At 49.2% G+C, this 21,888-nt stretch carries 15 protein-coding genes and 1 pseudogene; 2 read left to right on the forward strand and 14 right to left on the reverse strand.

Annotated features, from left to right (window positions below; translation table 11 throughout):
* Positions 1 to 98: 98 nt before the first annotated feature.
* A pseudogene (locus PSI15_RS07105) lies at positions 99 to 866 on the forward strand (MFS transporter); the annotation flags it as partial.
* Positions 867 to 871: 5 nt separating this feature from the next.
* Here PSI15_RS07105 and PSI15_RS07110 read toward each other — a convergent pair.
* Positions 872 to 1,276, reverse strand: coding sequence for a DUF1801 domain-containing protein (locus tag PSI15_RS07110; protein WP_273582922.1), 405 nt, complete (start codon positions 1,274 to 1,276; stop codon positions 872 to 874).
* 44 nt (positions 1,277 to 1,320) lie between these two features.
* Between PSI15_RS07110 and PSI15_RS07115 the strand changes: the two genes are divergently transcribed.
* Positions 1,321 to 2,256: an acyl-CoA thioester hydrolase/BAAT C-terminal domain-containing protein gene (locus PSI15_RS07115; protein ID WP_273582923.1), complete on the forward strand. Its 936-nt coding sequence runs from the start codon at positions 1,321 to 1,323 to the stop codon at positions 2,254 to 2,256.
* Here the strand turns inward: PSI15_RS07115 and PSI15_RS07120 are convergent.
* The 13 genes from PSI15_RS07120 to PSI15_RS07180 form a co-directional block, all read right to left on the reverse strand.
* Positions 2,253 to 3,587: an MFS transporter gene (locus PSI15_RS07120; RefSeq protein ID WP_443256078.1), complete on the reverse strand. Its 1,335-nt coding sequence runs from the start codon at positions 3,585 to 3,587 to the stop codon at positions 2,253 to 2,255. The two genes, PSI15_RS07115 and PSI15_RS07120, sit on opposite strands and share 4 nt — an antisense overlap.
* Complete coding sequence (gene dgoD, locus PSI15_RS07125) at positions 3,559 to 4,707, reverse strand: galactonate dehydratase (protein WP_273582924.1); 1,149 nt, start codon at positions 4,705 to 4,707, stop codon at positions 3,559 to 3,561. Before dgoD ends, PSI15_RS07120 begins: the two co-directional genes overlap by 29 nt.
* The gene (locus PSI15_RS07130) at positions 4,704 to 5,321 is read right to left on the reverse strand and encodes a 2-dehydro-3-deoxy-6-phosphogalactonate aldolase (protein ID WP_273582925.1); all 618 of its coding nucleotides are present in this window, start codon (positions 5,319 to 5,321) and stop codon (positions 4,704 to 4,706) included. Before PSI15_RS07130 ends, dgoD begins: the two co-directional genes overlap by 4 nt.
* A complete protein-coding gene (locus PSI15_RS07135) occupies positions 5,305 to 6,198 on the reverse strand; it encodes a 2-dehydro-3-deoxygalactonokinase (RefSeq protein WP_273582926.1) in 894 nt (297 codons plus the stop codon). Before PSI15_RS07135 ends, PSI15_RS07130 begins: the two co-directional genes overlap by 17 nt.
* A 320-nt stretch (positions 6,199 to 6,518) precedes the next feature.
* On the reverse strand, positions 6,519 to 8,063 hold the full coding sequence (locus PSI15_RS07140; protein WP_273582927.1) for an NAD(P)/FAD-dependent oxidoreductase: 1,545 nt from the start codon (positions 8,061 to 8,063) through the stop codon (positions 6,519 to 6,521).
* Between the two features lie 25 nt (positions 8,064 to 8,088).
* The gene (locus PSI15_RS07145; protein WP_273582928.1) at positions 8,089 to 8,487 is read right to left on the reverse strand and encodes a DUF805 domain-containing protein; all 399 of its coding nucleotides are present in this window, start codon (positions 8,485 to 8,487) and stop codon (positions 8,089 to 8,091) included.
* A 112-nt stretch (positions 8,488 to 8,599) separates the two neighbouring features.
* Positions 8,600 to 9,886 carry a 4-aminobutyrate--2-oxoglutarate transaminase gene (locus tag PSI15_RS07150; protein WP_273582929.1) on the reverse strand — a complete coding sequence of 429 codons (1,287 nt, stop codon included), beginning with the start codon at positions 9,884 to 9,886 and terminating at the stop codon, positions 8,600 to 8,602.
* A gap of 37 nt (positions 9,887 to 9,923) precedes the next feature.
* Positions 9,924 to 10,676: a cache domain-containing protein gene (locus tag PSI15_RS07155; RefSeq protein WP_273582930.1), complete on the reverse strand. Its 753-nt coding sequence runs from the start codon at positions 10,674 to 10,676 to the stop codon at positions 9,924 to 9,926.
* A 35-nt stretch (positions 10,677 to 10,711) separates the two neighbouring features.
* A complete protein-coding gene (locus PSI15_RS07160; protein WP_045970466.1) occupies positions 10,712 to 11,467 on the reverse strand; it encodes a FadR/GntR family transcriptional regulator in 756 nt (251 codons plus the stop codon).
* 52 nt (positions 11,468 to 11,519) lie between these two features.
* Complete coding sequence (locus tag PSI15_RS07165) at positions 11,520 to 12,293, reverse strand: nuclear transport factor 2 family protein (protein WP_273582931.1); 774 nt, start codon at positions 12,291 to 12,293, stop codon at positions 11,520 to 11,522.
* 15 nt (positions 12,294 to 12,308) lie between these two features.
* The gene (locus PSI15_RS07170) at positions 12,309 to 13,739 is read right to left on the reverse strand and encodes a gamma-aminobutyraldehyde dehydrogenase (RefSeq protein WP_273582932.1); all 1,431 of its coding nucleotides are present in this window, start codon (positions 13,737 to 13,739) and stop codon (positions 12,309 to 12,311) included.
* A gap of 478 nt (positions 13,740 to 14,217) precedes the next feature.
* Positions 14,218 to 15,555: a hypothetical protein gene (locus tag PSI15_RS07175; RefSeq protein ID WP_273582933.1), complete on the reverse strand. Its 1,338-nt coding sequence runs from the start codon at positions 15,553 to 15,555 to the stop codon at positions 14,218 to 14,220.
* Between the two features lie 8 nt (positions 15,556 to 15,563).
* Entirely contained in the window at positions 15,564 to 21,884 is a 6,321-nt protein-coding gene (locus tag PSI15_RS07180; RefSeq protein WP_273582934.1) for an AAA domain-containing protein, read from the reverse strand.
* Positions 21,885 to 21,888 lie beyond the last annotated feature (4 nt).

Genomic DNA, 21,888 nt, shown 5'->3' on the forward strand with positions numbered 1-21,888 from the left:
TCGGAAATATCGTGGCGACGGTAGGCGGGTGTGCTCATGGTTAGTTCACTCTGTTTATAGAATATGAATCTTATTATCACACAAAATAATTTATGACGACACTATCTAATATAGGTTGGACTATCGGCCCGCCAATCGGTACATGGCTTTTAATGTACAGCACCCACCTTCCGTTCTGGTTGGCGGCAGTTTCTGCTTCCGTTCCCATTGTTTTTATTCAGCGCTATGTTCAAAGCGTCAGCGTTGCCGCAGACAGTGATAGATCAGCAACAGTGTGGGAGCCGGCAGCCATGTTGCGTGATCGCGCACTGATCTGGTTTGTTCTGTCAACGTTTCTTGGTTTACTGGTGTTCGGCTCTTTTAGCATCTGGATCTCGCAATATGTCCTGACAGTCGCTGACAGTGCCTTGGCTGAAGCGGTTATCGGTGTTGTATTGCCGGTAAATGCTGCTGTGGTTGTCACCTTACAATATGCGGTAGGTAAACGCATTCGTCCGGAAAACCTGAGAAAACTCATGACACTAGGCAGCTTCTTTTTCTTAATGGGACTCGCTGTCTTTATGGTAGCAGACAAAAACCTTTACCTTTGGGGAGTTGCAGCCGTTATTTTCACACTTGGTGAACTTATCTATTCGCCGGGTGAATATATATTTATTGACAATATCGCGCCGGAAGGAATGAAATCCAGCTATTTTTCGGCTCAGGCATTGGGCTTACTGGGCGGTGCTTTTAACCCGATACTAAGTGGCGTTGTACTTACCGAGCTGCCGCCTCAATCATTATTTATCATCCTGATGGGGATCTCGTTCCTTGCATGGCTCAGTATGCTTAAAGGGATGAGTATCAAGCCACTTTTTTACCAATGAATTCTTTATCCCTTTTTCATCAATTTATAAATGAGGGCCATTTCAATACATATGCTTAACTTGTCTATGGGCAAATCGTTTTTGGGATCCAAGACTATTGCCCTATTTTTTGAATAAGCCAGTTCAAGGAAAAGTGTTCTGAACGTGTCAATTAATGTAGTCTGGCAGTGAAAAAAGATTGCCACATGCGAATCACCAAAACGATCCAGCCGGATTGTTGTTCCCGATCCTGTTTCAAGAGTAAGATAACTGGGTTGCCCCCATTTCAGCATTTCGGTAATTGCACCGACGCCTTCGGTTTTTGATGCGACATCAAATATCAATGCTCTTATCGTCAATAGCGACTTTTGACATCGTTCAGGGTAATGATTAAATACTGAGTTAACTTCGTTACATTGAAATACTGCCATAAGATGGCTACCTTATGCATTTAATCAATTAGCATAGTCGGATTATGATGAAAAAAATACTTATTTACCTCATATTTGTTTTAACCTCAATATCTCAGCAAGCGGTAGCAGAATACCCCCGTCATCACCTGCGGGAAAATGACGGAAAAGATATTATTTACTATTTGATACCGCGAGGTAATACACCGTCCAAAGATCTGCTTGTCTTAATTCAGGGGTCTGATTGTCAAAGTGTTATCAACAACCAATCAATGATAGAAAATTTTGGGTCAGTTTTTCCTGAGAATGATATTCTTCTGGTAGAAAAGTCAGGGCTTGATAGCAGTATCGGTAAAAAGGGTACTGAAGTTGAACATTCGGCATGCCCAGAGGCATACATACAGAATGATTCACCATCAAAACGGGTTAAAGATTATCTCACTGTCTTAAATCAATTTAAAAATAAATATCATCATATTGTCCTTTTGGGAGGCAGTGAAGGCGCTGTCGTTACCAATATGATAGCGTCTAAAGCGGATTTTATTACGGCGGCTATTTCAATAAATGGCGGGGGGCGTTTCTTTATTGATGATGTCATTCATAGTATCCAGCGTGAATCACCCGCCGAAACGTCCAATAAAGAGATTAATAATTTCAAGGTGTTTGCGGAAGAAGCCAAAAAAAGGCGTTTACCTGCGGGGATGACAGTGAGTGGACATGGTGCAAATTGGTGGTACGATTCATTATCCATTGATAACCAAAAAATGATCCAATCCAGTCAGATACCTCTCTTGGTTATACAGTGCATAAGTGATAATAATGTTGATGCTGCCGGAGCGCGGAAAATGATAGCAGCAATTAATAACCCAATGGTTTCTTTTAAAACTTATGAGGGATTAGATCATTTTTTCAAGGATAGTGACGGAAACTATCATGCTGAAACCATTATTAAAGACATTAAAAGTTGGTATCAATCACAACAAATAATAAGAAGCCATTAACTAACACGTTTTACTTCTCCTACCAGAAAAATGTAGGAAAGTGCCCCAATCAGTGCGACAACCGAGATATAAACCAATGCAGGTGCGAAACCGTAACCCTGAGCTAAATAGCCAACAACCAGCGGGACGGTGATCCCGCCTAACCCACCAACGAAATTGAATATTCCACCCGTAAGCCCGATTAAATGCACGGGTGCCAAAGAAGACACAAGTGACCAAGTAATAGAGGCAAAACCATTACCAAAAAATGCCAGTGCCATTAACAGCATAATTAACATGGGGTTATTTGTATAATTTGCGCCCACGATACAAATAGAAATAAGTAAACCACAAATAATCGGTGTTTTGCGCGCCACTCCCAGAGAGTAACCTTGCTTAACCAATTTATCCGCAACCCAGCCTGATAAGAGCACCCCGGCAAACGCAGCCAGAAAAGGAACCGTGGTCATAAACCCCGCCTTAAGGGCGGTGATCCCTTTTTCCTGCATCAGATAGTTCGGGAACCAAGTTAAGAAAAACCACAATGTTGACGCTACTGAGAATTGACCAAAATAAACTCCCAGTAATTTACGATGACACATTAATTTCCAATCTTTTTTCGTCAGGGATATTCGATCTTTCTTCTCTACCGCTGCATCACCATCCACCAAACCACCCCCATTACGGATGTAATCAAGCTCTGGCTGGTTGATCCCTTTACTTTTAAGTGGAGGCTGATACACCTTAATCCAAATAAATGACCAGATCATTCCGATACCGCCAGTGATAATAAATACCCAGTGCCAGCTTAATATTTCCTCAATCCAAATGAGCGCCGGAGTCAAGAAAGCCAACCCCACAAACTGGCCAGATGTATAGAAACCTACCGCCGAAGCACGCTCTTGTTCAGGAAACCAACTGGTCACAATCCGGTTATTCGCCGGAAATGTCGGTGTTTCAAAAATGCCTGTTATTGCCCGCAAACCAATCAGTGACAATAGTCCGGTTGCAAACCCTTGCAACAGGGTTGCCACTGACCAACCCAAGATGGCGATAAAATAAGTCACTCTGGAACCAATACGGTCAAGAAACCAACCGCCGGGGATTTGACAGAGGGTGTAGAGCCAGGCAAAAGCAGAGAAAATGTATCCCATCTTGGCTTCACTGATAGCAAATTCTTCCTGAATATGGGCGGATGCAACGGCGAGGTTTGCCCTATCGATATAGCAGATAACGACGGTCACGAAGATCATCGCTAAGGTCAAGTAACGACGGCGTGTAGGTTTTGTCCTCATAACAGAAATCTCCAGTGGGTGCCGTGGATTACCACTCGGCAACAGAACCATCTGCATGACGCCACAGCGGATTGCGCCAGTCAGCGACATTTTGGCTGCGGAGAATGACGTGTTCTTCATCAATTTCAACCCCTAATCCCGGTTTTGTCAGAGGAGAAAAGTTGCCACCCGTCATATCGAAGTCATTTTTATTTTTAACAAAATCCAAGAGTTCCGCACCTTGGTTATAATGGATCCCCATACTCTGTTCCTGAAAAATCGCATTGCGGGAAACAAAATCGATATGCAGGCAAGCAGCCAGTGCAATCGGCCCAAGCGGACAGTGCGGTGCCAGCCCGATATCATAGTCTTCAGCCATAGCTGCTATCTTGTAGCACTCAGTAATCCCTCCGGCATGGGAGAGATCCGGTTGCAGAATAGACACACCGCCGGTTTCCAGAACGCGCTTAAACTCAAAGCGGGAAAACATCCGTTCTCCCGCTGCAATCGGAATATGCGTTTGAGCAGCAAGGCGAGGATAATATTCTGCTTGTTCTGCCAAAACAGGCTCCTCGATAAAAAGAGGCCGATAGGGTTCAAGTTCATGTATTAACACCTTAGCCATCGGTGCACTCACGCGCCCATGAAAATCAAGCCCGAATTCAATCTGATGGCCAAACGTTTCCCGGATCTCGGCCACTATACTGACCGCGGTATCCACTTTCCGGGCATTGTCTATAAGACTCAGCTCCTCGCAACCGTTGAGCTTGAAAGTATCAAAACCCATTTTGCGCAAACTTTCTATCCCGGCAATAATAGCTGCCGGCCGATCGCCTCCCACCCAACTGTAGGCTTTGATTTTGTCCCGCACCAAGCCTCCCAGTAATTGCCAGACCGGCGCATTTAAAACTTTACCTTTGATATCCCAAAGTGCCTGATCAATGCCGGCAATCGCGCTCATCAGGATCGGCCCGCCGCGATAGAATCCCCCTCGGTACATCACCTGCCACAAGTCATTAATTCTGGCTGGATCCTGACCAATAAGAGCTTCCCCTAACTCATGAACGGCCGTTTCAACGGTGCGGACTTTGCCTTCAATGACGGGTTCCCCCCAGCCAACAATTCCTTCATCGGTTTCAATTTTCAAAAACATCCAACGCGGCGGCAAACGATAGGTCGTGAGTTTGGTGATTTTCATTGCATTGCCTCCCTGTATGCCTTAACAAATGCCGCGGCTTTTTCTCTAGTGCGGCTGACAGGTTGCCCCGCGCGATACAAATCACTGCCCAACCCCGCGCCTAAACAACCGGCGGTTAACCAAACCGGCAAATTTTCGGGCGTCACACCGCCCACCGCAAAGACAGGGATATCCGCGGGCAAAACGGCTTTGAGGGCTTTGATATAAGCCGGGCCAAATGCGACAGAAGGAAAGATTTTTAATGATTGTGCCCCTGCATCGAGTGCCGCAAAAGCTTCTGTGGCCGTCGCACAACCCGCACAAACGGTCATACCATAATCCACAGCCCGGCGGATCACGGCAGGGTGGGTATTGGGCGTTACGATCAGTTTGCATCCCATCAGGGCAAGTTGTTCAACCTGCTTTGGTGTCAGCACCGTGCCGGCGCCAATCAGCGCCCTGTCACCATACGTTTTAACCATCGCAGGAATACTGTTTTCCCAATCAGGGGAATTCAGGGGAATTTCGATAGTATCAAATCCCGCTTCAAGCAAGGCCTCAATATGAGGAGCGATCTCTGATGGCGTGATCCCCCGCAAGATAGCAATAAGGGGAAGATTAGTTTGCCAGTGCATGGGCAATACTCCTTATACCTGCAAGAAAGGCAGTATCACCTTCAACTTGCTGCGTCGATAATTGGAGATGATTAAAGGCTGCCTGATAACGCGCTGCCAACGCAGAATTGCCTACGATAGTCATAGGATGAGTAGACGCTTTTGTGTCGCGGGCGACCTGTTTCGTCATGGTGGCAACTTCATGACCAATCAATAATCCAGACAAAAATTCACTGATAAACTCGGCAGGCAAGGCTTTTAAGACATGAGCAGCCCGGACTTCAAAAAGTTGTGGTAACAATGCCGGGTTTTCAATACCACGCAGTAACCCTGCGTTAAAAATATCCGTATTGGTTTGCTGTTCCGGTAACCCAGCCCCGACCAGAGAGTGCTGCAATAAAACATGATGCAGTTCCCCCGTCATAACGGTACGAAAATCCAAAATGTTTGAGCGGTCTGCCGTCACCCATTTGCAATGCGTACCCGGCATCACATACAAAGAGGAGGGAGCAAAGTGGCAGACACCGAGAAGCTGAGTTTCTTCACCTCTCATGACATTAATATTGTCTTCGCGTTCAATACTCAGCCCGGGGACAATCCACACCTGTTCGGTAACCGGCATCAATTGTTGACCAATCGCTGTAAAAGCCACAGGACACGGCAAATAAGGCGCAATTTTCCAGCCGGCATTACTGCCTATCATGCCCGCCATGATGACCGGCGTGTTAGCGTCACGCCAGCCTGTTGTGATTTCCGTTAACACCGCCAGCGGTGAAATTCCCTTCAATTTGGTAATACCGGCTGCTGATTGACGTTTATCCAGACAGGCATTATTGTCGAAAAGCCAGGCACGCAAATTGGTGGAGCCCCAGTCTATAGCGATGTAGCGGAGTGTCATATTTTTCCCCTTACGTGTCGGTTAAGTTTTCAATCATACGCAAGACAGCGTGTTCAGCGGCATCTGCACTTAGCGACGAATGACCTCAAACAAGGCGTTATGCTGTTTGAGGTTTTTTGGGGCCTATGCTTTTTGGGGCCTATATTGTATTGGGCTTGTCCGCAGAGGTTAGTAGGGAGAGGGCTTATTTCACCGTATATTGCTTATTTTCTAGGTTGAATAACGATGTTAAATAACGAAATTACAATGACTGTATCCTGACTTAATCACTTTGAACCACGATATTGATCACAGAAAATACAATTCAGAATGAAACCATTTCAAAACGAAACCATCTCGGCCGGATTAAGCGTGCTTATCACGCCCAAAGCGCCTTTAATTAATGGGATCGCCATCGGGGAGAGATAGGAACCCAGCGGAATACTTGAGTGCTCAATACGGGTAAGCATAGTAAAGTCGTGATTGCGTCCGGTGAAATCGTCACTGATGGCCTTGCCAATGCGCACCGTCTGCGCCACGCCATGACCGCTCCAGCCATGCACCATATACACAGGAACACTGTCATCGCTTTTGCGGGCATCGGTGGCACCGTTCAGGGTCAAATCGCTGATCCCGCCCCAAGAATATTCCAATTCGGGTTGTTCCAGTTGCGGGAACACGGTTCTGATACGATCCAGCAAATAGTTGTTCACATCGCGCGGTGACCAAGAGTTGCCGGTGCCCTGTCCACCAAACAGCAGACGGTTATCACGCACCGGACGATAATAGTCTATCTGTAATTGGGTATCGTAGACCGGCAGACCTGACGGGATCAGCGCGTTGATATCCACCGGCAACGGCGGAGTGACTGCCACATAAGTGAAAAAAGGCACGGTCGTGGAAGAGCCGGAGATAAATTTCTTGGTCGCGCCATGCACGCCCAGTACCACGGCTTTACTCGCCCTGATCACTCCCTGCTCAGTTTCTATGATCGCGCTACCGGCATCCTGCCTGATGCCCTTCACTTGTGTGCCGTCATAGACTCGCCCACCCAGTCTGGCAAAGCCATAAATCAGGCCTCGCAGCAGCGCCAAAGGCTGAACCTGTCCGCCAATGTTATCGATATTAGCACCATGATAGATCCCCGAACGCACATACTCTTCCTGCAATTCGTATGGCCCGATAACCTTCACCGCTGTATCTCCCAGACGGCGCCGCGCATCAGCATTCGCTACCAATGGCCCCATATGACCCGGATGTATCGCTGCGGTAATATGACCATATTTGCGGTCACATTCAAAACCGTAACGCTCCCGGAGTTCATCCACAAGATCCATCGCTTCAACCGAGGCAAAACGCCATAAACGTTTGGCCTCATCGGGTGAAAATTTTTCCAGTATCGTTTCGGCTGCCCAACGAGCAATACCGGGGGTCATCTGCCCGCCATTACGGCCAGAGGCTCCTGAACCAATGTGATCTTTTTCAACCAGAATCACATCCACGCCTGCTTCTGCAAGATGCAGCGCAGTGGAAGCCCCCAGCAAACCACCACCAACGACGACAACCTCACAACGTTGCTCTCTGAGAAAGCTGCCAAAAGCCGGCCAATTAGCCAGGGAGGCCTCATAATAGTTGGCTGGCATAGCGATGGCAGCCATGTCCCTGTGCCAATTCCAGATGCGCGGGTCCAACCCCAACCGACTGGTTCTGTACTGTGCATCCTGCAACATCCTCGGCCGGAGTTGATCAATATTGACAGCCGAAGCATCGACCGCAGTTAAGGTTCGGGCGAGCAACGAGGTGGTGGGAAGTAGAGATGAAAGTACGCCAGCTCCTGCAAGGGTTGCGGCAGTCGTAGAGATAAAATCTCTTCTGTTTATTGCCATTTCAGCACTCCTGTATGGCCGGAAATTACCCGTTAACCTGGTCCGAAGTATTTCCTTGTGAGTAAATCCTGTTTTCTGCACCGTATTTATTGCTGCCCGCCTGCCCTTTCAGGGCGGCGAGGATCAGTAAGATAACCGTGCCGACAAACGGAATAAGATGTAACAGTAGCCACCAGGCGCTATAGTTAATATCGTGCAGACGGCGGGCATTTACCGCCAGCGCTGGCAAAAATGTGAGTAGCAGATAGATAGCGCTGAACCACCCCATATAAACTTCAGGATTGGCAACAGCAAACCGCCTTTCCAGGAAAGAAATGATAAGAACAGCCAGAATCTGAAACAGAACGAAATACCAGAACTCTTTACGTGGGGCTCTCCCACGAAAGCAAGTATAATTCTTTAATGCGTTCAAATACCGGTACATTATTATCACATCCTATTGTTATCCAGCAGTTTCCTCCCTACCGACACGCTTATTTGGAATTAACTCCTGATCCGGGAGGTTTTACCGCCTGCCAGTAAGGCGCTTCCTGCCACTATTTTCCCTCTTTACCGTTCAGATCAAGCAGTACCGATTTCAGAATGTTGAGCGCTTCGTCAAAAACATCATCTTGTATTGTCAGCGGTGGCAGAAAACGGATCACGTTACTATGCACACCGCACGTCAACAGGATCAGGCCACGCTCCAGCGCTTTCTGGCGCACCGCGTTGGTAAAGTCAGCATCGGGTTCCTGACTGCTCGCACGGTTAAACTCCACCGCGATCATCAGCCCAAGCCCACGCACATCGGCGATCTGTGGGACACGCGGCCGCAGTTCATGCAGATATTGTGTTAGCCGCTCGCCTAACTGCGTCGCACGCGCCGCCAGCTTATCTTCTTCGATCACATCCAGCACCGCATGACTCGCCGCTATCGCCACCGGATTACCGCCATAAGTACCTCCCAGCCCCCCCGGCACCACCGCATCCATCAGTTCTGCGCGTCCCGTTACCGCCGCCAGCGGAAATCCTCCCGCCAGACCTTTTGCCATCGTGGTCAGATCGGCCGCAACCTGATGATGCTCCATGGCAAACAGTTTGCCCGTGCGCGCGAAACCGGTCTGGATCTCATCGGCAATCAATACAATGCCGTAACGATCGGCAATGTCGCGCAGGGATTCAAGAAGCTCGGCAGGGGCAGGATAGAAACCACCTTCTCCCTGCACCGGTTCGATGATGATGGCCGCGACGCGCGTGGGTTCAATATCGGTTCTAAAGAGATTTTCCAGCGCGTTCAACGTCTGTTCCACGCTGATACCGTGCAGTTCTACCGGGAATGGGACATGATAAACATCGCTGACCAGCGGGCCGAATCCCATTTTGTACGGCGCGACTTTGCCGGTTAATGACATTCCAAGGAAAGTACGGCCATGAAAAGCGCCGCTGAAAGCGACTACGCCGCTGCGCCCGGTCGCCGCACGCGCGATTTTGACGGCATTTTCTACAGCCTCAGCCCCGGTGGTGACAAAGACGGTTTTTTTCACAAAATGGCCCGGCACCAGACGGTTCAGCCGTTCGGCCAGCGCGACATAATTTTCATAAGGCACGACTTGATGACAGGTATGGGTAAACTGTTCCAACTGCTCCCTGGCTGCGGCAATGACGCGCGGGTGGCGGTGGCCGGTATTCACCACAGCGATACCGGCGGCAAAATCGATATAACGTTGCCCCTCAGCATCCCAGATTTCAGCATTTTCCGCACGCTCAACATAGACTTGAGTGGTCACCCCAACGCCTTTTGCAATAGCTGCACTGCGCCTTTTCGCTAACATAGATTCAGTCATAAGTAAAAACTCCTGAGCAATCTGAATTAAGTGGGCTTCAACAGCCAAACACCCTGTGTGATTCAGTGTGTGATGACGGCAGGATCACCAGACGCAATGAAGGCACTTCGCCATCGGCCAACCGGTTAACGCCTTGGCTTTTCAATAACGAACCTGAACGTACTCCCGGCACGGTCGAAGTTACGACTCGCGCATCATGATTAATAATCAATGCGGGCTTACCGATAGCGCCCAAGGTTGGCAGAAGTAACCGATCCAGTGTCGAAACCAGCATATCCACTGCCGCAACACCAGCAAACTTTTCATCAATAAGTACCGGGTGGGCTATCGTAATCGTGTAAGCGCCGTTGCAGACATAATCCACATAAGGACCGTCAATGACGGGAAGATGGCGGTGGGCGGGCTGCCGGAACCACTCAAACAACCGGAAATCCAGCCGCCTGCGCTGTTCCTGATTGTGTTCTAGCTGCGCATATTGAATGGTATTCCCTTCCTGTCGCCACCACTCCAGCGTCCAGTAACCGCCCTCCTCCCCAACCGTCTTTGTTACCGCATAGCTGGCAAATCCCGCCCCATTACACCAAGCGTTGTTACGCAGTACATCGTGGATATGTTTTTGTAATGCGCCGCGTTGCTCCTGTGCCAAACGGACGCCTTCTGCGTGATACAACGGCAGCCCCGATAAAAGACGCGCGGTCTTATCCGCCAGAGTCGCGGTAACCTGCTGCGCGGTAACCAGAATATCGTCCAGAATGCGTTTGGCTCGTTCTGCGTGTCTATCGTTGTACATATGTCTCTCCCTCTCCTGAGATAAATACAACTGCATTACTCGTGATCAGACCCCTGCAAGAATGACGTATCAGTATCCACACGCAATTTGCATTCAAGCAGGTGGTCGGTAATTTGAGTAATCATCTTTTGTGCTAACTGGTAACAGGCTAGGTCATCCCCTGTATACAGAGCAGCCAAGAGGCTACGCCAGATGGCCGCAACCTCGCGGTGAATGGCATCCTCCCGGTATAAAAGCACGATCAAAGGGGTCCATTCGGCCTGAATCTCCAGCTCCTGATTGGCAAGCCTCGCCGACTGGGACTGGGATGCCAGAGTTAATAAACAGCGCATATCTGTCTGTATGCGGGCATCCGGTTGCGTCGCAGCCGCAAAGCTGTCAATCAGTTGCCCAAGTTTACTCAGTTCGCCCGGCGTTGAACGTTGAGCCGCCAGTCTTGCGCTGTGGCCGATCACGGCACAGTGAAACTCGCTGAAATCCGCCAATTCGCCTGAAGCCATCAGCCGCAATGGGTGATATTTCCGCATTGTTTCAACAGAAACCTGGCACACAAAACTTCCGCCATGACGTCCGCGCCGGGTATCGATTAACTGTCTGGCACGCAGCGTATTCAAGGCATCGCGAACAGTGACCGGTGACACTCCTAACAACCGTGACAACGCGTTTTCGTTAGGTAACTGCTCATCCGTCTGTAATATCCCGGAGATAATTGCGTTACTTAAACGTTCCACAACCTGTTCGGTTCGGGTCGCCTGATCAAGTGGTGCATAGATGATGGAATATGCTGTCATTCTCTAATTCCTGGCTGACATGACATAAGATTCAGCCTGTCTGCAAACAACGCTAAAAAATGCCGTGACGATGCAGCGCTTGCGCATCTTCCGGTACTGGAGTAATCGCATCCCAAAGCTCAGCCACTTTGCCGTTCTCGATGCGCCATAGCTCAAAGTAGCTGTGACGTGCCCCGGCAATACTCCCCTCGGAATGGCTCAGGACAAACTGCCCGTCAGCGACGGTACGGTGGATTTTGGCATAATGCAGACCCCGCCCTTCCTCCCGGAGTTGCTTAAGAAACGCAATAAGCGCAGTCGTACCATCGGCAATATCGGGGCTGTGTTGGCGAAACGCTTCACCATTGGTGTAGTTGCCAAATTCATCATAGTGCCCTTCAATCAGGGTGCGGGTGAAAAAGTTAACTACCCGTTCGCGGTTCTTCTCTCTGTCATGGCCAGGGTCGATTTCAGTCGGGCCATCTAACTGCGTTCGGCCGCTGGCATTAGGCGCGGACTGTGGCACTAAGCCATCCCAATGCTCTACGATTAAGCCATCGGCAACCCGATACAGATCGAAACCGACCAACGGCTGATCGTCTAATCCGATAAAACGGCCGTGGATAGCCACCAAATCACCGTCCTGTAGGACACGATGTGTTTCATGGTGCAGTTCAGGATGTGTCTGAACCAACTCACGCAGCCCGGCAAGCCCCTCTTTGACCAACGGGGAATGTTCAATGAAATTCGGTGCGAAATAACGCTCAAGTGCTCCCACATCACGGTCAGTAAACAGTTCGTAGTGCGCGCGCGACACCAGATCACTTAAGGATCTATTTTGATTCATTATGGATATCCTGTTTTAGTCGTTGGAACTCATCACATGTTTGATGCGGGTATATTCTTCAAAACCATAAGCCGACAGATCCTTACCGTATCCAGAGTCCTTAAAGCCGCCATGCGGTGCCTCTGCCGTCAGAGGAATGTGGGTGTTAATCCAGACCGTGCCAAAATCAAGCTCACGCGACAAACGCAACGCGCGACCGTGGTCGCGGGTCCAGACACTGGAGGCCAACCCGTATTTCACATCGTTCGCTTTTTCGATAGCTTCCTGTTCGGTTTGGAACGCCTGCACAGTGATCACCGGGCCAAAAACCTCAGTCTGAATCATTTCATCGTGCTGTTCCAAATCGGTAATTACCGTTGGCTCAAAGTAATATCCCGCACGATCGGCCTGACGGCCGCCGGTTTCGATACGGGCATGGGCGGGCAGACGCGCAATAAACCCTTTGACCTGCTCCAACTGGCGAATATTATTCAACGGCCCATACAGCGCCTCTTTATCATCCGGATCACCAAAACGGGTAGCCTTAGCGGCCGCCACCAGTTTAGTGACGAAATTATCGTAAACGGATTCATGCACCAGCACGCGCGAAGCTGCCGTACAGTCCTGACCGGCGTTGAAGTACCCTGCGGTAGCAATGACCTCCACAGCTTTATCGATATCCGCATCGGCAAAAACCACCACCGGTGCTTTACCCCCCAACTCCAAATGCGCTCTGGTGAGATTCGCCGCCGCCGAAGAGGCCACCTGCAAGCCGGCACGCACGGAACCCGTGATAGAAACCATCGCCGGCGTTTTGTGTGAAACAACCAAAGCGCCCGCGCTGGCATTACCCAGTACCACGTTGAAAGCCCCGGCGGGGAAGAATGGCGCGGCCAGTTCAGCCAGCAACAGGGTACTCTCCGGCGTGGTATCGCTCGGTTTAAGCACCACGGTATTACCGGCTGCCAGCGCAGGGGCTATCTTCCATACCGCCATCATCAACGGATAGTTCCACGGGGTAACTTGCCCCACTACGCCCAATGGTTCACGCCGAATACTGGTGGTCATCTCAGGAAGATATTCAGCCGTGGCCTTGCCTTCCAGAAAACGAGCGGCTCCGGCGAAAAAGCGGATATGATCCACCGACGTCGCAACCTCTTCGGAAGCAATCAAATGCTTGAGCTGCCCGGTATTGCTGCTTTGCGCCTCAATCAGACGATCCGCATTTTTTTCCACCGCATCAGCCAGCGCCAGCAACGCCTGCTGACGTGCCGAAGGGGTGCTTCGTCCCCATATTTTAGATGCCGCTTTAGCCGCTGCATAAGCCGCATCAACCTCCGCCACGGCTGCGTTCGGAGAACGCGCATAAGATTGACCCGTGACCGGGCTGACCAGATCAAAATATTCGGAACCTTTAGACTCAATATACTGACCCTGAATGAAATGCCTGAGCGTGGGTATCGGCATGGTGACCTCCTGATGGATTAAACGTATAAAACATAACCTATGATTTAATATATTTAATGGTTATATTATTGTCAAATTTGTAGCAAAAATGTAAAAACACATGAAAACACATGAAAACACAGATACATACATGTAACTTTCAGCGTTTCCATCAGGAAAAAAGTTTGAATCTGTGAGTAGGATCGAGGATTTTATATGTTCGTATTATTGCACTGTTGCAAATGGATTATTGGTGATGAATTTTTCGGTTGGATACCGTTAGCGATTAATTTCAGCGTCATAATGCGCTAAATCGCCGCACTAACTATTATACGGCTTGATTAATGAGGCTGTTTTATCAGTAATACTCGTTGAGAAAACAACCTGTGGCCTTTGTGTTTTTTCTGGGGTTACTTAGCCTGCAACTATGGTTTTTTTATGGCTTGCTTATCCATAACCACCTGAGATAATTCCCAGCTCACGCCATCTGTCACCATCCTTACCCCTTACGCATCTGCACCTTATTATGGCTTACCACACGTTGCTGCCGGGCAGCATCAGCTTGTTCTCTGACTTTCATTTTGCCGCTGCCGGGAGGTAATGCCTTATCAACCGTCAGTTCCGCACCGGATTTTGCCAAATTTTCCTGCAACTGATGGTGTTGATGGCACCAGATAGCATCAATATCTTTATCACGGCGGGTATCTCTTTCTTCTGAAAATGCCACAGTTCTGGCCTGAAAACGCGCACTTTCTTCACCACCGGTACCCAGCTCTAAACCATAATCCGGCGTTGATGGATGAGAAACGACCACCTGCCCGTCAGTCAGCCACGCATTAACCGCATTTTCGTTCACCTGATAACCTAACTCACGTAAACCTTCCAACACAACATTGCGGCGTTCAGCCGCGATAATACGTCGTTCTATCCGGAAAATCGCCTCATTAACCCGTTCCAGATGGTCTGTTACCTCGGAAAGCGAGCTTTGCTGCGCCGCGCTGTCAGCTTCACGGGCGAGGGTAATTGCCTCTTTATCATCCAGACTCTCCAACTCCGCGATTGCTACCATCAACTGAGTACGGAGATCCTGCAAACGCTGTTCCTGGTGAATTTGCGCTGACAGCGCAAAAATCAGCGAATCGGCTCTAAGCTGTCTTTGTGTCTCATCTTTTAGCGATAAAACCGTTTGATATTGTGCCTGAAATGGCGAGAGATCACGCTGGTTATCAAGAATACCCAGTTTGATGATCATGGCTTCTATCTGCCCGAACTGAACGGCCGTTTTCGGATCAGGCGTTGTGGGTGCCTGCCAGTCTCGTTGCAGATCGGCACTTTGTTCAGCCAGCAATGAAGATAATAATGTCGATTGCTCTTCTGTCAGGTGGGATGGCGTTTTAGCCGCCAATGCTAATGCCGCATTCAACGGATGATTGTCTGCTAACTTGCCTTCAAGAAGCCCGCTTAAGAATGTCAGATTTTTGCTGCGATGATGGCGTTTTCGTGCTTCTTCAGTCTGTTTTTCCAGTAATTCAGCCTGTAACAGGGCTGTCTCTTCTTGAATATCCTGCGTAAATTTCTCAATATGGCGTTGCAGAGTTTCTATTTTGCCGGATGATATTTTATTACCGGGTGACATAGAAACAGCCTCCTGTTCCAGACGCGTGTTTAATGCCTGAAATTGCTGTGAGAACAACTGATTTCTGGCCTCATCCGTATTGGCAAGCTGCTGACTGATATGCTGCCAGCGCTGATAAAGCGGCTTTAATCTGGCATGTGCACGTCGGCATGTCATCAAGTATTGTTCTCTGATCCTGACCGTATGTAGGGATGAACTCATAACAATTCCTATAGATTATGGGTTAAGAAGGCTTGTGTAATCGCTGAAACCAACTTCTGTTGTGCAATATCCGGCTGATGAAACCATTCCGTAACAGAAACCCGGTGACGAGCCGGAACCACCTGTTTTAACACGGATGAGCGCCATATTTCCCGCGCCCTTGCCTGCTGTAACAACGGATGGTGCGGCATATCACATTCTAGCCCGATGAGATATCGCCCACTGCGTTTATCTTCAATAATGCAATCAAAATAGAAAACCCCGGCCTGCTGTACTTCGGCTATCTGCCATCCCTGTTGTTGCTCAAATTGCTGCACAAAATTCACCACAGATTGCACAAAACCATCATGGGTTCGGTTGCTGTCATGCTGGCCGGTATCTGTGCGGCACATTCTGTTAAGCAGCGCCTGATTATGTTCGTTTTGTCCGGTTGTCAGGTTATGGGCAAAGGTGAGATACCCTTGTAAAAAATCACGCGGAATGTCAGGTTTGCGATAGGTTGAAAGCAAGTCAGATATTTCATCCAGTGGCATGGATGAGAAGATAACCACCTGTTTTCTGGCACGGGTAATGGCGACATTAAGCCGCCGCTCTCCGCCGGTCTGTCCTAACACGCCGAAATGACGCCGAAAAGCCCCCTGCTTGTTACGTCCGAACGTGGTGGAGAATAAAATAACATCCCGTTCATCACCCTGTACGTTTTCAACGTTTTTTACAAACAACGACATATCCTCACCCTGCTCCCGCCGCTGTGTTTCCTGCATATAAGCCTGATGGAAATTCGTATCTGTTTCAGTACGTTCAATCAGCAGATGTTGGATTAGCTGTGTTTGTTTCTGGTTAAACGTCACGATGCCGACAGAGGGGCGGTTTTCAAACGGTTCCAGCCAGATTTCAGCCAAGCGTGTTACGATAGCTTCCGCCTCATCAGGATTAGTTTGATTGATGTACGTTCCATTGATCCTCTCCAGTGACAACGGTTTTATCTTATTGAGTACTTTTTCTGAATGTTGTGCCGGGATATTCAGGCGTTTTTCGTAAAATGCATGGTTTGAGAAATTAATCAGATCACGGTAAACAGAACGATAGTGAATATCGAGCGTATAAACGGGTAACACCGCCCGTGCCAGATGCAACAAATCAGGGCACTCGCCAATTTGGCGGTAATTCCACTGATTTTGTGGATTTTCCTGTTGCTGTTCCGGTGAATCGTTTTCTTCGTCGTCATCCTCATCGTTGTTGAATAAATCGTTGACTGAACCCGCAAAGAAACTGGACGGCGGCATCTGTTTCTCGTCACCGCTGACAATCATCCGCTTACCGCGATACAGCGTCGGTAAGGCATATTCTATCGGCATCTGAGAGGCTTCGTCATAAATGACCGTATCAAAGAAACCGGCTTTAAGCGGTAAAACCTGACTGGCGACATCCGGGGTCATCAGCCATACCGGACGCAGGTGCATCAGACCGAGCGCTTTCCCCTCTTCGATAAATTCCCGTAACCTTCTGGCGCGTTTTCCTGTTAAACGGGTAATCTCTTCCCATACCCTTCTTGGGCTGATTTGCGGGTACTCTAATCCTTTGTTAAAGGCTGCACGGTTCAGTGCCTGCAAATCCGCCAGTGTGTGTTCCAGTTGTTGAACATGGTGATCCAATGTGTCCTGCCCGGTGGATAGCGCAGGAAACTGACGCTCAAACAATGCGCTCAAAGACAGGTAATAATAGTGTTGCAGTGTCTTTTTGATGGTTTGACGCAATACGGTGTCGCTCAACCGGGAAAATTCGTCTGCATAAGGGCGCAATTGCGCCAAGATCGCCCAATGAGCCTCACCGAAATTTTCAGAAAGTGCCTTGAATTGCAGATAAGGTTTTAACGTCGGAAATGCGGCGGCTATAACGGCAAGATCGTGGTTAAGCGACGTCTGATGTGTAATCGCTTCAGCAAAACGTTGTTGTGTCTGACTGGTCAGATACGGAATCAACACATTGAGTGCGGTACGGCTCTTTTCTTGTGCCTGAGCGCGCGTTATCGCGGCCTCGATTTCAAGGCACTGCTGAAAAAAACCGACCTGTTGCCCGTCACGTATCGCGCTGAATAAATGAGCTGGCTGCGGATAATTAACCACAAGCTGTGCCAGATCAGCAATCCTTCGAAGGTTATCTGTCGTATTTTCCAACACTTGAAGTAATAAAAAGGCATCAGGTTCAGAACATGCCTCTATTTCAAGTTGCTGATGTAACTGATTCAATTCATTACGCATCAGGCGCCATGTCTGTTCGGCACGGATTGAATGAGAAAATGCGGCGTACTGTGCCGGGTGATGGCTGATCCCATGCGTAGCAGAAAAAGCGTTAAGTTGGCGTTGACGGGCATAATAAAGCGGATTCAGGTAAAACCAGAATGACGCCTGTTGTTTCTCTTTTAATGCCCGTGATAATTGTGCCAGTATCGGATCTTTACACTTTGCCAGAAGATGAAATAACCGCGGATCACACAACGAAATATCAACCTGCTGTAACCGCGCAATCAGGGCTGTCAGTTGGCTGATCATCTGCTGACCACGTGGCTGTTGCCCTTTTTCATTGCAGAACAACGGCAGCCAGCGGGCAAATTGTTGCCATGTCAGCGGAGATAATGCAGCAAATGCCCTCTTACAGGCAGCCAAAGCGGCCTGATGGTGAGTCAGTGTTTCAATGGTAATTTGTGTATCAGGCAGTGTCAGGGTCTGTTCCCGTGCTGCCTCGGTTTGCATAAATTCGGCAAAATCTCGCTTAAACTGCTGACAACTGTCGTCATCCGCAGGAAAAGAGCGCAGTTGTGAAAGCGGGCTATTTTCATCATCGGCAGCCAGCCATACAGGTGCAACCTGCACGATATCCTCAATGATTCCGGTTGCTTCCACTGCATCCGATGAACAGAACAGCGACAATAATTGCGGTAAATCAAGACAGACTTCCGAATTATCACGCAATGCAATCAGGGAGGCCATCAGTTGACGATAAGAGCACCCCGCCGCTTCATGATACTGATATAACCCGTTGTAATAGTTATCCAGTTGCGTCTCATATTTGCCCATGCGCCGGGCGGCAATATTGCGCTTGTGTCCCCAGTTTATCGTCTGGACACCATTTTTCTCACGCAGAAACAGTTCATCAATCTGTGAGCGTACCGACTGAATGATATCGCGCCCTTTCTGCGCCTGATGTACAAGCACAATACGATTGATCAGGCCACAAGCGACCAAGCGCTTATACACCACTTCCAGTGCGGCTGGTTTCTGACAAATCACCAGTGCAGTTTTCTGCTGCCCGATGGTATCCGCAATCAGATTAACAATGGTCTGGCTTTTACCGGTTCCCGGCGGGCCTTCAATCAGCAATCCCCGGTTTTGCCGGGCGGCAGCCACCACCGTTTCCTGAGAAGGATCTGTCGCATTAACAAAATAACGTTCTTCGGTTTTTAACGGAAAAGACTCTGACGTTTCGGGCTCCGCCAATCCCAATGCTTTCTCCAGTGCCGTATTTGCAATCGGCAAGCCCGCGATTTGTTGCAAATCGTTGCCAATAGCTTGCCCGATAAATGACGTGTGGAAAAGTACGGCAGAACAATACAACGATGAGCTATTTTCTTCGATTTCCGCATCGGAGGGTAATGCGGATAACTGTGTGGCCGTCACCGGCATAACAGCCGAGAGCTTCTCCATTACACTATCGACCGTCAGTCCGGCCTGTCCGAGAAGCTGATCCAAAATCGCCTGCCACTCTTTGATCGGCGGAATACCGTTCAGGCTGGCCAGTGCCGGATTAAGTCTTATGGCTCCACGTTCATTATCAAACTGCAAGCGGGCAACCCCTCGCAGCCCGGCATTCATTACCAGATTAACCGGCCAGAGAAACAGCGGCGCGATGCGGGGCTTCATTTGTGACGGTTGGGTATGAATAAGCAGGAACGGAAATCCCAGATACAGACCGTTTATACCGGTATCACGCTGATATAACTCGGTTTGTGCCTGTAACACTCGTAGCCGATCGTTGACTTTGGGCGTCAACAATAAGGTCTGGCTATCAATGGCAATCGCATTTTTAGAGCGGTTAATTAAATGCTGTAACAGATCCTGCGCGCTTTTCCAGCCACTATTTTTCTGAGCACTATTTTTCTGAACATCATTTTTTTGAACACCATCCAGTTCAATCAAATCAACCCGACCGGCTGATGGGGTCAGACGCATACGAACTAAAAACCCCCGCTGCGTATTTGCGGTGATTTTGCGGGTAAAAAACTGCATGACCTGTTGAATATAGCGCTGCTTTTCCGGTACGACCCATTGTTCCGCGGCAATCGCCAACATGACGATAACCTGTTCAAGCGGCAGGCGTCGTGTCAGTAAAAACTGTTCTGCCCATTCATCAATATCAGCGATCCCACACCGACAAAAATCACCGATCCGCTCTGTCAACTGCTGATACAGCGTCAGACGGGGCAACTGCAATAATGTTTCTGCCTGTGTGCGCTCAAATGTGCTGATACGATAACGTCTTGCCAGTTTACCGGCCTGATCCAGTAATGTCTGGCGTGCAATAAACTGCCCGATATCTGCACCCAGCAATAGAATAAGGTCTTCGTCCTGTAGATTTTGTCGGTCAATCAGTGTCCGTAAGCCACTGTGGTGTGTATCGGGAAATAACTGATGATGCGCCTGCCAGCGGGCAATAAGCTGGCTATGAGAAGTAATCAGCAAATAGATTTTCAGTATATTTTCATCAAGGGCAATTTCCAGCGCCTCTGCCCGACTGCGGATCTGCTGCTGACGATGATAAAGCTGTACCAGCCAGTGTTTGGTATCGATTTTCCGCAATAATTGTGCCAACGGATCATTAATCAGACGGTAACTGATATCCGCATGTTCTAATAGCCAGGAAGGTGTAATGATCTCACCGCGATAAATAAACGGCATATCCGGATTCAGCACCTTTAAAGTCATCATCAGGCGCAGATTGTCATCAAGCTCTGGAGTATCAGCAAAAAGGCGTAATTGCGGGTGGATTGATTCATAGTGGCTCATTCCGGCCAGCCATGAGAAAAGTTCTCCGCGTAATAATAAGGACAAGGCTTCATCCCATTGCGCGGTTTCTGCGGCTTTCAGCGCAAACAGTGCCGGTTGGCTATAGACTTGCCCGGCCAGAGTAAGCTTTAGACCGTGCTGTGGCTGTTGCGGATTTATCTCTTCCGGCACCGCGACAGGTTTCCCTTCCAGCCATGCTGATACTTCCGGCCACTGCCAACGCAATTTTCGGTCACGGGTTAATAATCCACGCAGCAGAATGCGGATATTGTCATCCAAATCATCCGGAATGGTGACACCATGAGTCATGATCTGAATCAGAAATGCATGGGTATGAATCTGTTCAAAGCAACGGCCACGGGTGAACTGTTCAAGCAGAATAATCCCCAGACTCCACCAGTCAGAAGCAGCGGAAACCCCGCCGGCTAAGGTTTCTGGTGCGCTGTAACGACTGATGTCCAGCGGTGAGACGATATCAAGGTCGAATTCCGACAGACAGGCAGAACCAAATTCGACGATCACAATGTCCAGTGGTGAGCGCTGACGGATCAAAAGGTGGGAAGGCCGCAGGGCGCGATGACGTAAACCATGCTCAGCAAAGGCAGCCAGTACCTGACCCATTTCCCGGATAAGCTGAGGGAGCTCTTCCGGTTGCCAATAGTCGCCCCGAATAATAAATGCCTCTAGCGAACCACCGGAAATATGCTCTGTCACATGCCACGGTCTGCCGTGTTGACGGCCTGTGTCCAGCAATGCCGGCACATGATTTTGCGGTAAAAGCCGGAACACATTATAAACAGACTGATCAGGCTCTTCACCCAACGGATAAAGCGTTAAAACCCCCTGCCGGCGGGTTTCCCGATGGGTCACATTGTAGCGCTCACGCGGACTATCACTGTTATTGACCCGTTCACCCAACAGCCACTCTCCGATAGCTATCGGTTCTGCCAGTGAAGGTGTTGTGTCCTGTCCAGCCGGGTTTTCCGCAGAGAATTCGGCAGCATCCGCACCACATTGCAGACACATAAGATCACCTTCTTCCATTGGGTGACCGTTTACACAAGCATAGATATGCTCCTGAAGCTCTGTATCAGCAAACTCTACCGTTAGTGTGCTGGCCGGCTGTCGCAAACGCCGGCCTGATTCATGAATAGGTTCGGCAGATAAATCCCATCCGCACGCCTGCGTGCCGATATGACCTTCACAGAAAATTTCGGTCAGTGGCCGCTCGGTCTGACAATGGGGGCAAAAACGCATCATAGCCATGACA

This window comes from Xenorhabdus sp. PR6a (assembly GCF_028599065.1).
Taxonomy (GTDB): Bacteria; Pseudomonadota; Gammaproteobacteria; order Enterobacterales; family Enterobacteriaceae; genus Xenorhabdus; species Xenorhabdus doucetiae.

What these genes read in the sequence shown, in the direction of transcription:
- PSI15_RS07110 (WP_273582922.1), bottom strand. Translation starts at nt 1,276, where the DNA reads ATGGCAGTATTTCAATGTAACGAAGTTAACTCAGTATTTAATCATTAC.
- PSI15_RS07115 (WP_273582923.1), top strand. Translation starts at nt 1,321, where the DNA reads ATGATGAAAAAAATACTTATTTACCTCATATTTGTTTTAACCTCAATA.
- PSI15_RS07120 (WP_443256078.1), bottom strand. Translation starts at nt 3,587, where the DNA reads ATGCAGATGGTTCTGTTGCCGAGTGGTAATCCACGGCACCCACTGGAG.
- dgoD (WP_273582924.1), bottom strand. Translation starts at nt 4,707, where the DNA reads ATGAAAATCACCAAACTCACGACCTATCGTTTGCCGCCGCGTTGGATG.
- PSI15_RS07130 (WP_273582925.1), bottom strand. Translation starts at nt 5,321, where the DNA reads ATGCACTGGCAAACTAATCTTCCCCTTATTGCTATCTTGCGGGGGATC.
- PSI15_RS07135 (WP_273582926.1), bottom strand. Translation starts at nt 6,198, where the DNA reads ATGACACTCCGCTACATCGCTATAGACTGGGGCTCCACCAATTTGCGT.
- PSI15_RS07140 (WP_273582927.1), bottom strand. Translation starts at nt 8,063, where the DNA reads ATGGCAATAAACAGAAGAGATTTTATCTCTACGACTGCCGCAACCCTT.
- PSI15_RS07145 (WP_273582928.1), bottom strand. Translation starts at nt 8,487, where the DNA reads ATGTACCGGTATTTGAACGCATTAAAGAATTATACTTGCTTTCGTGGG.
- PSI15_RS07150 (WP_273582929.1), bottom strand. Translation starts at nt 9,886, where the DNA reads ATGACTGAATCTATGTTAGCGAAAAGGCGCAGTGCAGCTATTGCAAAA.
- PSI15_RS07155 (WP_273582930.1), bottom strand. Translation starts at nt 10,676, where the DNA reads ATGTACAACGATAGACACGCAGAACGAGCCAAACGCATTCTGGACGAT.
- PSI15_RS07160 (WP_045970466.1), bottom strand. Translation starts at nt 11,467, where the DNA reads ATGACAGCATATTCCATCATCTATGCACCACTTGATCAGGCGACCCGA.
- PSI15_RS07165 (WP_273582931.1), bottom strand. Translation starts at nt 12,293, where the DNA reads ATGAATCAAAATAGATCCTTAAGTGATCTGGTGTCGCGCGCGCACTAC.
- PSI15_RS07170 (WP_273582932.1), bottom strand. Translation starts at nt 13,739, where the DNA reads ATGCCGATACCCACGCTCAGGCATTTCATTCAGGGTCAGTATATTGAG.
- PSI15_RS07175 (WP_273582933.1), bottom strand. Translation starts at nt 15,555, where the DNA reads ATGAGTTCATCCCTACATACGGTCAGGATCAGAGAACAATACTTGATG.
- PSI15_RS07180 (WP_273582934.1), bottom strand. Translation starts at nt 21,884, where the DNA reads ATGGCTATGATGCGTTTTTGCCCCCATTGTCAGACCGAGCGGCCACTG.